This window comes from Actinopolymorpha sp. B9G3, from assembly GCF_040120725.1.
Taxonomy (GTDB): domain Bacteria; phylum Actinomycetota; class Actinomycetes; order Propionibacteriales; family Actinopolymorphaceae; genus Thermasporomyces.
The window spans coordinates 77,463-89,078 of sequence record NZ_JBEEAB010000015.1 but is presented as its reverse complement, the minus strand read 5'-3'; the positions used below and the strand labels follow the sequence as shown (position 1 = coordinate 89,078).

Genomic DNA, 11,616 nt, shown 5'->3' with positions numbered 1-11,616 from the left:
TCGGGGGTCGCTGTGGACGCCCTGGTTCCTGAGAAGTCCCACTCTGCTGTCCGAGGAGTCACCGCCTGTGTCATCACGCCTCCGGCGCGCGCTGCGGAACCCGCACGACCCCGAGATCCTCCGGCTCGCCGTCCCGGCCTTCGGCGCCCTCGTCGCCGAACCCCTCTACCTTCTCGCCGACTCAGCCATCGTCGGCCACCTCGGCACCCCGCAGCTCGCGGCGCTGGGCCTGGCCGGCACCGCCCTCCAGACGTTGGCGACGCTCTTCATCTTCCTTGCGTACGCCACCACCGCGACGGTCGCGCGGCGGCTGGGGGCGGGCGACCGGCGAGCCGCGATCGCCGGCGGCATCGACGGGCTCTGGCTCGCGCTCGGACTCGGTGTTGCCCTCGCCCTGGTGGGCGTGGCCGCCGCACCCGCCGCGGTGGGGGCGTTCGACCCGTCGGCGGCGGTGCAGGAGTACGCCGTCACCTACCTGCGGATCGGTGTCCTCGGCATGCCGGCGCTGCTCCTGACCTTCGCCGGCACCGGCGTACTCCGTGGCCTCCAGGACACCCGGACGCCCCTGTGGATAGCGGGCGCGGCGTACGGCGCCAACGTCGTCCTCAACGTGCTCTTCGTCTACGGCTTCGGCTGGGGGATCGGTGGCTCGGCGTGGGGCACCGTGGTCGCGCAGACCGGTGGCGCCGTGGCGCTCGTGGTGGTCGTCGTCCGGGGCGCCCGCCGGCACGGCGTCTCGCTGCGTCCCCACCTGGGCGGAATCCGCGAGTCCGCTCACGGCGGGGTCCCGCTGCTCGTACGCACCCTCACCCTGCGCGCCGCGATTCTCGTGACGACCTACGTCGCCACCGAAGTCGGGGACACCGCGCTCGCCGCCCACCAGGTCGCCTTCACCCTGTGGACAACTCTCGCGCTAGCCCTGGACGCGCTGGCCATCGCCGGCCAGGCCATCGTGGGGCGCTATCTCGGCGGCTCCGACGTCGCCGGTACCCGGGCGGCGACCCGGCGGATGATCGAATGGGGCGTCGCCGCCGGCCTGGTCTTCGGGCTCGTCCTGGTGCTGGCCCGGCCGCTCTACATCCCCCTCTTCACCGCCGACCCGCAGGTGCAGGCCCTGCTGGCCGACGTGATCCTCGTGTTCGCGGTGTTCGAACCACTCGCCGGCATCGTCTTCGTGCTCGACGGTGTGCTGATCGGTGCGGGCGACGGGCGCTATCTGGCGTACGCGGGACTCTGGACGCTCGTCGCGTTCCTGCCACTTGCCGGACTGGTGCTCGGTCTCGACGGCGGGCTGGTCGCGCTCTGGTGGGCGTTCGGCGGGTTCATGGTGGCGCGCCTGGTGACGCTCATGCTCCGCGAGCGCAGCGGCGCCTGGCTCGTCACCGGCGCCGCCGCCGGCGCGGTGAGCACGCGGCACGGTAAGCATGAGGACTGAGCCGAGTCGGCGCACCGTTTCCTGATCACCGGCCGGTCGGCGGGGTCGGAGACCGAGAGCTTCGGCCGGCGAATGACCACGCTGAGCAGGCGGGTGCTGTCCCGCAAGCCATCCACGCCTGGCCCGGGTTCCCCGCACCTGCTCAGCGTGGTCATTTACCCTCGGCGCGCCATGATGAGGTCGATGTCGCGACCGAGCGTGGCGATCTTCTCGGTGTAGGAGACCGGGTGGATGCCCGGCGGGTCGGCCGGCTTGTGAGCGTCGGCGAACCGCAGCCCGAGGTTGGTGTAGACCACGACGATGTACGACCGCTGCCGCGCACCCGCGCCCGGCAGGGAGCGGACGATGCCCGCGTCACCGCCCGCCTGGTTGGTCAGGCCGGTCTTGTGGGCGAACTCCACCTCGGCGGTCTCGTTGCACGGTCGTACGTCCTGGCCGAAGACCCGCCCGGCGACGGTCACCGTGCCGTCGTCCGGATCGATCCAACGGTCCGGCACCCGCTGCGGGATGCCCGCGGCCGGGTAGTCCCGACCGCACCAGTTGGTCGTGGAGAGTGCCTGGTTGAGGCCCTGGTCAGCCAGGTGTCCCGTGAAGAACTCGCGCGAGGACGCGCTCAACAGGTCGGCGGTCACCGGATCGCCGGCAGGCGTACGCCAGAGTTCGCCCGATGCCCCGGAGACGACCAGCAGGAGGCGGGCGGTGTCGAGCGCGGACATGTTCATGCCGAGCCAGGTACCGCCGGTCGCGGGGTTGGAGCCCCGCACCTGCAGGGTCCCGAGCCCCAGGTCGGCGAACGTCGCGTTGAGCGGGTCCACCTCGCCCAGGTCGTGCAGCTTCTTGAGCAACGCACAGGTCGCGCGGTTGTCCGACACCGTGATCATCAGCTCGAACCACTCGGCGATCGTCATCGTGCCCGGCTCGCCACAGCTGGTGTTGGCCGGTGCGTACGCCAGATCGTCGTCGAGCCCGAGCACACCCTCGTCGACCTGCTGGAGGATTCCGAAGCCCACCATCAGCTTCAGCACCGACGCCGGGTAGGGCGACATCATCTCCAGCGGGGCGTGCTCCCGGCCGGGAACGACGTCCTCCGATCCGGCCGAACCGGCGTCCCACTCCTCGGTGTTCCAGCGCCGCCAGCGGACCTGGGTGGTCCCGAGATCCTCGTCGACCGGCACGACCACGCCGTGCGGGTAGTCCTTGCTCAGCAGGACGTTCGCCACCGCGCTCGGCCGACCGGAGCCGTCGAGCTCGATCACCGCCGCGTCGACGTTCGGCGTGCGGGTGTTGGGGACGCTCGCGTCGTTCGGCCGCATCGGCCACGGCCCGCCACCGATGTCCTCGCGGAGCAGATCGGCCGGTGAGGTCGCCGGTGGCAAGAGGTCGACGAGACCGTCGGCGAACCGCTGGTCGTCGACGGCCTTCCTGAGTTCGGCGGAGAGCCGAGCGGACTCAACCGGTCGTCTCGCTTCTGGCGACGCGAGACCCCCCGCCGGGCCACCGGCATCGGCCGGTGTCGGACCGCCGGCCCATGCGGGGACTGCCATCGCCCCTACCAGCAGAGGTGCCATGAGTGTGATCCTGAGATGCCGGGCTCTTCGCTGGTCCCGCATGGTCGACTGCTCCATTCGTTCCTACTTGATCCCGAGGCGGTCGGTCTGGAGCGTGCTCTTTGCCACCGGCCCGGTCGGGACCGGGTCGACGGGCCAGTCGGGGTGCTTCGGCATCGGCGGCGTCTTCGTGCCGTAGAGCCACTCCTCGAGGAACGGCTTGACCGACGGGTCACCGGACACGTCGGCTGCCATGGCGACGAACTGCGCGGTGCTCACGTTGCCATTGCGGTACTTCGCGAGGATCGCGTCCTCGATCTGCGCGAACGGCTCCGGACCCACCTTCTCCCGCAGGGCGTAGAGAACGAGGACACCGCCGGTGTAGCGCTGGTTGTCGAACAGGTTCGCGGCGTTCGGGTCTGCCACCGGACCTGACTCGACCCGCCAGATGTCGCCCTGGCTGTAGGTGTACTTCATCCGCTGCTCCATCGTCGTGAAGCCGCGCGCGTCCGGCCAACCGCGTTCGTACCGGTAGAGCAGGCCGTAGTAGTCGGCGTGCCCCTCGTTGATCCACAGGTCCGACCACGACGCCGGTGACACGCTGTTGCCCCACCAGTTGTGCACCATCTCGTGCATCATGTGCGAGCCGATGTTCTTCTCCTCCTGGGTGAGGAACGCCGGCTTGTAGAGCGTGAGGGTCTGCGTCTCCAGACCGGTGAAGTCGAACGCCTCGGGGTCGTCGGTGTCGGCCGGCAGCAGGCCGTACGCCTCCAGCGGGAAGTCGCCGAGGTAGGGCCGAATCCAGTTGAGGTGTCCCGGCGTCAAGGAGAGTGCGGGCTCGAGCGTCGACACCTTCTCGACCGGCACGACGTCTCGCAGGTGGACGCCGGTGTCGGCGCCACGGTCGACGATCTCGTAGCCACCGACGGCGATCTGGAGGAGTTCGGTCGCGATCGGATCGCGGGAGACGTACGCCACGGTCGTCCGGCCGTCCTTGGTCGACTCGGCGACCTTGGTGCCGTTCGCCACCGCCGTCGTCCCCTCCGGCACCGTGATCCGGAACGCGAAGTGGGCCTTGTCCGACGGGTGGTCGTTACTCGGCAGCACCGCGTGCGCGCCCGCCGGCTGGGGCGCCAAGGCGAAGCCGCGCTCGGTCGGAACCCAGCCCTGGTTGGGAACCGGCGTGCGCGGGTCGGCGCCGTAGCTCACCTTGACGACGAATGTCTTGCCCTTGCCGAGTGCCGAGGCGGGGGTGATGACCAGTTCCTCGCCGTCCTGCGCGAAGGTCGCCGGCCTGCCGTTGACCTCGACGGCGTTGATGGTGAGGCCCACGGCGTCGAGGTTGAACCTCGACAGCTCCTGGGTCGCCCGGGCCGTGAGGACGACCTGGGCATCGACGGTCTGGTCCTGCTCGGAGTAGTCGAAGTCCACGAGGTACTTCGAGACGTCGTAACCGCCGTTGCCGAGGTTCGGGTACACCTTGTCGCCGACACCTGGTGCGCCGGGTGCCGGCGCGCCCGCGGCCAGGGCACGAGCGGCCAGCGCACGAGCGGCCGGCGACGAGGCGTCGGGTTCGACCGCGGCCGCTGGCAGTAGCGGAGCCGCCGTCACGGCCATGGCGGCGGCCGCCGGCAGCAGCAGCCTGCTCGCGCGGGAGTGCACACGCATCGTGAGGAATCTCCTTCACAGGATCCGGATCGAGTTGCTCGAGGCGGAGCGGGGTCCAGCAGCACGAAGCCTGTCCGAACGACCTGAATCCGCGCTGTGGCGAACCTTCACCCGACTGGTGGGACTTGAGTGACTGGTGCGACTGGTTCGACGCGCATGTTCAGGCCACTGGACAGACCTCTTACGGCTACGGCTGTCCAAAGGTGACACACGGCTGAAGGAAATTTCCACACCTGGCCGGGCATTCGCAACCCGGATGTGATCTTGGTACGCCGACAGTGCACTCCTGTGTCCGCGCAGTGCGCTCCCGCTACCCGTCACCGCCGATCAGCGCGGCCGGCGTCCCCAGAGCCGGAGAGCGCGGCCGGCGTCCCCACAGCCGGAGAGCGCGGCACTCCCGGACGCCGCCGCGACATCGGCGTCCTGCGGACGCTAGTGGCTCGCGTGCCGCTCGATCATGATCGTGTCGATGCGGTGGCCCAGTTTGGCGATCTTCTCGGTGTAGGCGACCGGATAGGTGCCCGGCGGATCCGCCGGCTTGTCCGCGTCGGTGAAGCGCTGGCCGAGGTTCGTGAACACGGCCACGATGTAGTGCCGCTCAGGCGCTCCCGGCAGCGACCGCACGATCCCCACGTCGGCAGCCGCCTCCATCGACAGGCCGGTCTTGTGCGCGAAGGTCACCTCCGCCCGCCGGTTGCACGGGCGTACGTCCTGCCGATAGGCACGGCCGTCCACCGTGACGGTGCCGTCCGTACGCCGGATCCACCGCTCAGGCACCCGCTGCGGTATCCCGCTGGCCGGGTACTCCCGTCCGCACCAGTTGCTGGTCGACAGCGCATGGTTCAGGCCCTGCTGCCCGAGCGTCCTGGTGAAGAACGCCCGGGAGGACGGGCTCAGCAGGTCTGCGGTCACGGCCGCGCCCTCGCGCGTACGCCAAAGCGTGCCGGGAGCACCGGAGAGCACCAGCAGGAGGCGGGCGGTGTCGAGGGCGGACATGTTCATGTCCAGCCACCAGCCGCCGGTCTCCGGATCGGTGCCCCTGACCTGAAGGGTCGTGAGGCCGACCCGGCGGAACGTCGCGTTGAGCGGCTCCACCGTCTCCAGGTCGTGCAGCCTTGCCAGCAGGACGCAGGTAGCGGCGTTGTCCGACACCGTGATCATCCGGTCGAACCAGTCGCGGACGTCGCGGGTGAGCTTCTCCCCCCGCGCGGCGCAGTTCTCCGGAGTTCCCGTGTAGGACAGCCGGTCGTCGAGCGAGAGCTGGCCGCGGTCCACCGCGCGCAGCACGCCGAAGCCGACCATCAGTTTCACGACAGACGCGGGATACGGCGACATGAACTCCAGCGGGGCGTCCTCGCGCCCGCGAACGACGTCCTCCGTCCCGGCCCTGCCGGCCTCCCACGCGTTGATGTCCCACCGCCGCCAGCGCACCTTCGTGGTGCCGAGGTTCTCGCCGATCGGCACCACCGCTCCGTGCGGATGGTCCGCGCTCATCACCGCGTTCGCCACCGCGCTCGGCCGACCGGACGCGTCGAGCTCGATGACCGCCACGTCCACATTGGGCATGGCCGTCCGCCGGTCCAGGGTCAGGTCGACGATGCCCTCACCGAAGCGCTGCTCGTCGAGCGCCTGCTGAAGCTGGGCCGCGAGCCTGGTCGTGTCGACGGCGGATCCGGAGTCCGGGACCGGCATACCGCGGTCGCGTCCAGCGCGTCCACCGCGTTCATCGCGACGAGGCGCGTCGGTAGGGGTCGGTGTGGCCGAGACGGTCTTTGTCCGCGGTGCCGCCTTCTCGCGCGCCGACCCACCTGCGTCCCGCTGCGTCCCCGTCGCCTCACAGGCCGTCATGCCAGGGAGGAGAATCACGGCCAGGGCGGCAGCGATGACGCGGCGCGGTCCGGTGCCCTGTCGCCTCACGTCGACGCTCCCTTCAGCGGGTCGGTCGGATCCGCCCGTGAAGGTGGTCGCAGCTTCGCGACGCCTCGGCCCACCGTACGCACGGATCGCGGACGGGCGGAACCCCTGAGAGGGGTGGGCGACCGAGGATGCGGCGCGGCCACGCGGGAAACTACGCGAGCCGGGGTGGCCCACGTCCGGACGTGGACGAGGTGACCACAGCAGACGGTACGCATCGACCTGATGACACTGCGTACATGGTAGCGACCGTTCGTTACCCTCCCACCTGCGCCGGCTACACCGAAGAGGGAGTACGTACGTGGCACGCGAACAGGTCCGTAACCTTGTCGAACACCGCTGGTTCCAGCAGTGCGTGACTGCCGTGATCGTGCTCAACGCCGTGACACTCGGCCTCGAGACCTCACCCGGCCTGCTCCGCGAACTCGGGGACGCACTGCACTGGATCGACCGCGCGGCGTTGATCTTCTTCGTGGTGGAGATCCTGCTGCGGATCTACGCACACGGCCGACGGTTCTTCCGCGACCCGTGGAGCATCTTCGACATCACCGTGGTCGCGATCGCCCTGATCCCGGCGTCGGGGCCGTTCGCCGTCGTCCGGGCTCTGCGGGTCCTGCGCGTGCTCCGGCTGATCTCCCAGGTTAGTTCGATGCGCCGGGTGGTGTCCGGCCTCCTCGCGGCGATGCCGGGCATGGCGTCCACGGGCGCCCTGCTGGCCCTCATCCTCTACGTCGCGGCCGTCATCGCGACCAAGCTGTTCGGCGAGGTGGTTCCTGCGTACTTCGGCGACTTCGGCACCACGCTCTTCACCCTCTTCCAGGTGATGACCGGCGAGGCGTGGCCCGACATCGCCCGCGAGCTGATGGCCGAGGTACCGCTGGCGTGGATCTTCTTCGTCGTCTTCATCCTGATCTCGAGCTTCGCCGTGCTCAATCTCTTCATCGCGGTCGTGGTGAGCGCGATGGAGGCCGAGATCGCCGCCGAACGGGCCGTCGAGGAGGCCGAGCAGGAGGCCGCGGCACAGGAACGCGACCGGGTGCTTCTCGAGGAGGTCCGCGCGCTTCGCTCCGAGATCGCCGAACTCCGGCGTTCCGGTGTGGCGGCACCCAGCCATGAGGCGGCGGACCCGGTCAGCACGCCTTGACCCACGAGCACTCGAACCCATCCTGCCCGTAGTCGGTCTTCGGCACCGAGGGAGGCGCCGCTCTGCGCGCGGCACCGTGTTCGCGATCTCGTCCCGGCAAGATCGGCCTATGCTTGCGGTGATGTCACTTCAGCTCATCGGGGCAGGGTGGGGGCGAACCGGGACCGTGTCCCTGCGCTCCGCACTCGCCATCCTCGGCTACACCCCGCATCACATGAGTGAGGTGTTCGCGCACCCGGAGCAGGCCGAACTCTTCGTCCAGGCGGCCGACGATCCCGCCTTCGACTGGCAGCGGATCTACGCCGACTACACCGCGACACTCGACTGGCCCGGCTGCGCCTTCTGGCGCGAGCTCGCCGACGCCTACCCAGAGGCGAAGGTCCTCCTGACCGTGCGGGACCCGGCGCAGTGGTTCGACAGCTACAGCAGCACGATCTACCGCCCGGTCGCGCTCGGGTGGACCGACGATCCCACCGGGTCGTGGAACGACATGGCGCGGCGGGTCATCGTCGAACGCAGCCTCGGCGGCGAACCACACGACCGCAGGCAGGTGATCGACGCGTTCCGGCGCCACAACGACGCCGTCCGAGCGACCATCGCGCCCGAACGGCTCCTCGTCCACCGCGTCGACCAGGGCTGGGGACCGCTGTGTGAGTTCCTCGGACAGCCGGTTCCCGACCAACCGTTCCCCCACCTGAACACGCGGGGCACCTGGGAGTGACCGCGCGCTGGGCTCCGCTGTCCTATGTCAGGCGGCGGAGACGACCTCCAGCGACAGGGTCGCGCTGAGCTCCGCGTGCAGGCGTACGGACACCTGGTGGCTGCCGAGTGTCTTGATCGGCGTCGTGATCTCGATCCGCCGCTTGTCGATGTTGGGCCCACCAGCGTCCTTGACCGCCGCCACGATGTCGCTGACGGTCACGGAACCGAAGAGCCGGCCACTGCCGCCCGATCGCGCGGTGAGCTTGACGTCGAGACTCTCGATCTGGCCCTTGACCGTCTTGGCCTGGCCGAGATCGCGGATCTCGCGTACCTCGCGTGCCTTGCGGATCGATGCGACCTGCTTCTCGCCGCCCCGGGTCCACCTGAGGGCGAGCCCGCGCGGCATGAGGTAGTTGCGGCCGTAGCCGTCCTTGACCTCGACGATGTCGCCGGGAGCGCCGAGACCCGACACTTCCTGGGTGAGGATGAGCTTCATGTCAGCGGCCTCCCTCAGCGCGCGGTGCTGGTGTAGGGCAGCAGGGCGACCTCGCGGGAGTTCTTGATCGCCACCGCGACGTCACGCTGGTGCTGCGTGCAGTTGCCGGTCACCCGCCGGGCGCGGATCTTGCCGCGGTCGGAGATGAACTTGCGCAGCAGGGTCGTGTCCTTGTAGTCGACGTAGGAGATCTTCTCCTTGCAGAAGACACAGACCTTCTTCTTGGGCTTGCGAATAGGTGGTTTGGCCATCGTGGTGCTCCTCCTCAGAAGCCCCGCTGGTGGTGGGACCGACCGGCGAGCCGAACTCGTCGGGACCGGCACAGCACAGTGCGGGAATGGTCAGTGATGGACACATACGGAGTCTCGGTGGTCATGGTGCCGGGAGGTCCGGTCAGAACGGCGGTTCGTCGAAGGACCCGCCCTGCTGGCCGCCCTGGGCTGGACCGCCCTGGCCGCCGCCCCACGGGTCGCCGCCTCCCGACTGACCACCGCCGGACTGGCCGCCCCGGCCGCCACCGCCGCCTTGCGGCGTCTGCCACGGGTCGTCGCCACCGAAGCCGCCCTGCGAGCGGGTCGTCTTGGTGACCTTGGCGGTCGCGTTGCGCAGGCTCGGGCCCACCTCGTCGACCTCGATCTCATAGACCGTACGGCGTTCGCCCTCGCGGGTTTCGTACGACCGTTGCTTCAGCCGGCCCTGCACCACCACGCGCATGCCGCGCTGCAGCGACTCGGCGACGTTCTCCGCCGCCTGCCGCCACACGTTGCAGGTGAGGAACAGCGTCTCGCCGTCCTTCCACTCACCGCTCTGCCGGTCATAGGTGCGCGGAGTGGAGGCGAGCCGGAAGTTGGAGACCGCGGCGCCGGACGGGGTGAACCGCAGCTCGGGGTCGTCGACCAGGTTGCCGACGAGGGTGATGATCGTGTCGCCTGCCATGAACGTCTCCTATCAGCGGGCGTCGGGGCGGATGACTTTAGTCCGCAGCACCGACTCGTTCAGGCCAAGCTGACGGTCGAGCTCCTGTACGACCGCAGGCTCACACGACAGGTCGAGGACCGCGTAGATGCCTTCGGACTTCTTGTTGATGGCGTACGCCAGGCGGCGCCGACCCCACACGTCGACCTTCTCGACCGAACCGCCGCCCTGACGGACGAGGGTGAGGTACTGGTCAAGGGACGGTCCGACGGTGCGTTCCTCGAGATCGGCGTCGAGGATCACGATGACTTCGTAGCGACGCATGTGGAACCCCACCTCCTCTGGACTCGGGCGGCCACGGTCTCTCCGTGGCAGGAGGGCTTGCGTCAGGCCGGCGACGGCTGAGGGCGCGCCATGGGAGCGAGCGTCGTACGCCAGACCGAACGGAAAGGCTACCAGCCCCGGCTCGTGCACCCTCGCGCGCCGGGCCCCAGTACTGCTCTCCGGTGATCGTTGATCAACGTCTCGACGCGGGGATCTCCGCGCCGACGGCAACCCACGACCGCCGGAGTCCCCGCGACCTACCGGAAGACGCAGATGGCCTGGGAGACGATCGAGTCCCAACTCCTGTCCGTCGGACCGACGGCACCGGTCATGATCCGGTCGAAGTACCACGGTTCGATCGTTCGGAGCGTGGCGTCCGCTGGTGCGACATCGCTCACCGCCCCGCCCATGCTGATGGTCGGCTTGCGGAACTTGCGTGGGAGTCCTGGTATCGAGTAGTCCCAGTACTCCGGGCACTTCGCGTAAGCGACCTTGTACGACTCGGTCCCCCGCTGCTCCGAAGCGTCGTAAACGACCTGGTACCCCGCGGGCGTGTCGGCGCAGACGGCGTGGGTGAACAGGTTCCAGTCGTACGGATAGCCCTGCGGCGCCTCGTGGGCCTGTGCCCGAGTGCTGTCACCACTGCCGGACGCCCGTGCGACCTGCAGGCCGACCCCGACCTCGAGCCCGTGGTCCAGCCCCACGGTCGCACCCGATCCGACGGCACGTTGGCCGCCCGGGCACGGCGCGGCGGTCGCCTGCCTCGCCGACGACGACCTCGCCGTCTGCGTGGTCACGATGTGGTAGCCGGGCAGCGGGTCGGCGCAGATCGCGTACACATCGACCTTCCAGTTCTTGGAATTGCCCGCATAGGTCTCCGCCGCCGTCACCACGTAGCCGGACTTGCCGTAGGTCTTCTCGTAGTAGGGCCTTAGGCGGGTGAGGACCATCCGGCCGGGGCCGTTGATCCGGGCGCCGCCACCCAGCACCCGTTTGCCCTGCGGACACTCGGCACGGGCCCGCTTGACCGCCTCCGAGTTCTCCGCCGACTCCTCGAACATCCAGCTCAGTCCGTCCACCTTCGTCGCCGAGGCGGCACTCGCCGGACTCTGCACCGGCCCCGCGACCCCCACGCCCGCCAGCAGGGCCGCGGCTGCGGCGGCCACCACGAGCGCCACCCGGGACGCGACCTGTCTGCCAGCCGATCTCGAGCGGACGAACCCGCCCACGGCCCACGACCCGCGTCTGGTGGTCATCTGATCTCCTCCGATCGAACGTGGGCCCGCGATGGCAATTCACCTTCGTCCGCAGGCCCTCCGGTGCCGGTACGCCGCACGATGGTCGGAGGTTCGCGGCCAGGGATCACAGGCGGGGCGTCGGAGCTGCAGGAGGTCTCTCGCCACACGGCTCGGGATATAGGGGCGCGCGCGCCACGCACGTGCGGGCGGCGGCAGCACCCCGCACCAGCAAC

11 protein-coding genes are annotated in these 11,616 nt (G+C 69.6%); 3 read left to right on the top strand and 8 right to left on the bottom strand.

Going from position 1 to position 11,616, the window contains the following annotated elements; genetic code table 11:
- Positions 1-67 precede the first annotated feature (67 nt).
- The gene (locus tag ABNF93_RS23845; RefSeq protein WP_349330382.1) at positions 68-1,435 is read left to right on the top strand and encodes an MATE family efflux transporter; all 1,368 of its coding nucleotides are present in this window, start codon (positions 68-70) and stop codon (positions 1,433-1,435) included.
- A 155-nt stretch (positions 1,436-1,590) separates the two neighbouring features.
- Here the strand turns inward: ABNF93_RS23845 and ABNF93_RS23840 are convergent, their stop codons facing one another.
- The 3 genes from ABNF93_RS23840 to ABNF93_RS23830 form a co-directional block, all read right to left on the bottom strand.
- Positions 1,591-3,003: a serine hydrolase gene (locus ABNF93_RS23840; protein ID WP_349330381.1), complete on the bottom strand. Its 1,413-nt coding sequence runs from the start codon at positions 3,001-3,003 to the stop codon at positions 1,591-1,593.
- 63 nt (positions 3,004-3,066) lie between these two features.
- Entirely contained in the window at positions 3,067-4,650 is a 1,584-nt protein-coding gene (locus ABNF93_RS23835) for a M1 family metallopeptidase (protein WP_349330380.1), read from the bottom strand.
- A gap of 432 nt (positions 4,651-5,082) precedes the next feature.
- The gene (locus ABNF93_RS23830) at positions 5,083-6,567 is read right to left on the bottom strand and encodes a serine hydrolase (protein ID WP_349330379.1); all 1,485 of its coding nucleotides are present in this window, start codon (positions 6,565-6,567) and stop codon (positions 5,083-5,085) included.
- Positions 6,568-6,865: 298 nt separating this feature from the next.
- Here ABNF93_RS23830 and ABNF93_RS23825 point away from each other — a divergent pair, with 298 nt between their 5' ends.
- Both ABNF93_RS23825 and ABNF93_RS23820 read left to right on the top strand, forming a co-directional pair.
- On the top strand, positions 6,866-7,708 hold the full coding sequence (locus tag ABNF93_RS23825) for an ion transporter (RefSeq protein ID WP_349330378.1): 843 nt from the start codon (positions 6,866-6,868) through the stop codon (positions 7,706-7,708).
- 121 nt (positions 7,709-7,829) lie between these two features.
- Complete coding sequence (locus ABNF93_RS23820; protein WP_349330377.1) at positions 7,830-8,429, top strand: sulfotransferase family protein; 600 nt, start codon at positions 7,830-7,832, stop codon at positions 8,427-8,429.
- 27 nt (positions 8,430-8,456) lie between these two features.
- Here ABNF93_RS23820 and rplI read toward each other — a convergent pair whose 3' ends face one another.
- The 5 genes from rplI to ABNF93_RS23795 form a co-directional block, all read right to left on the bottom strand.
- Complete coding sequence (gene rplI, locus ABNF93_RS23815) at positions 8,457-8,906, bottom strand: 50S ribosomal protein L9 (protein WP_349330376.1); 450 nt, start codon at positions 8,904-8,906, stop codon at positions 8,457-8,459.
- A gap of 14 nt (positions 8,907-8,920) precedes the next feature.
- Positions 8,921-9,157: a 30S ribosomal protein S18 gene (gene rpsR, locus ABNF93_RS23810; protein ID WP_349330375.1), complete on the bottom strand. Its 237-nt coding sequence runs from the start codon at positions 9,155-9,157 to the stop codon at positions 8,921-8,923.
- A 142-nt stretch (positions 9,158-9,299) separates the two neighbouring features.
- Positions 9,300-9,842, bottom strand: a complete 543-nt coding sequence (locus ABNF93_RS23805) for a single-stranded DNA-binding protein (RefSeq protein ID WP_349330374.1) — start codon at positions 9,840-9,842, stop codon at positions 9,300-9,302.
- 12 nt (positions 9,843-9,854) lie between these two features.
- Entirely contained in the window at positions 9,855-10,145 is a 291-nt protein-coding gene (gene rpsF / locus ABNF93_RS23800; RefSeq protein ID WP_349330373.1) for a 30S ribosomal protein S6, read from the bottom strand.
- Between the two features lie 257 nt (positions 10,146-10,402).
- Positions 10,403-11,401 (bottom strand): hypothetical protein, encoded by a 999-nt coding sequence (locus tag ABNF93_RS23795; protein WP_349330372.1) that lies wholly within the window; start codon positions 11,399-11,401, stop codon positions 10,403-10,405.
- Positions 11,402-11,616: the final 215 nt, after the last annotated feature.

Bases quoted from the DNA above. Each gene is read 5' to 3' on its own strand.
- rplI (WP_349330376.1), bottom strand. From the start codon at position 8,906: ATGAAGCTCATCCTCACCCAGGAAGTGTCGGGTCTCGGCGCTCCCGGC.
- rpsF (WP_349330373.1), bottom strand. From the start codon at position 10,145: ATGCGTCGCTACGAAGTCATCGTGATCCTCGACGCCGATCTCGAGGAA.
- ABNF93_RS23805 (WP_349330374.1), bottom strand. From the start codon at position 9,842: ATGGCAGGCGACACGATCATCACCCTCGTCGGCAACCTGGTCGACGAC.
- rpsR (WP_349330375.1), bottom strand. From the start codon at position 9,157: ATGGCCAAACCACCTATTCGCAAGCCCAAGAAGAAGGTCTGTGTCTTC.
- ABNF93_RS23820 (WP_349330377.1), top strand. From the start codon at position 7,830: ATGTCACTTCAGCTCATCGGGGCAGGGTGGGGGCGAACCGGGACCGTG.
- ABNF93_RS23795 (WP_349330372.1), bottom strand. From the start codon at position 11,401: ATGACCACCAGACGCGGGTCGTGGGCCGTGGGCGGGTTCGTCCGCTCG.
- ABNF93_RS23840 (WP_349330381.1), bottom strand. From the start codon at position 3,003: ATGGCACCTCTGCTGGTAGGGGCGATGGCAGTCCCCGCATGGGCCGGC.
- ABNF93_RS23835 (WP_349330380.1), bottom strand. From the start codon at position 4,650: ATGCGTGTGCACTCCCGCGCGAGCAGGCTGCTGCTGCCGGCGGCCGCC.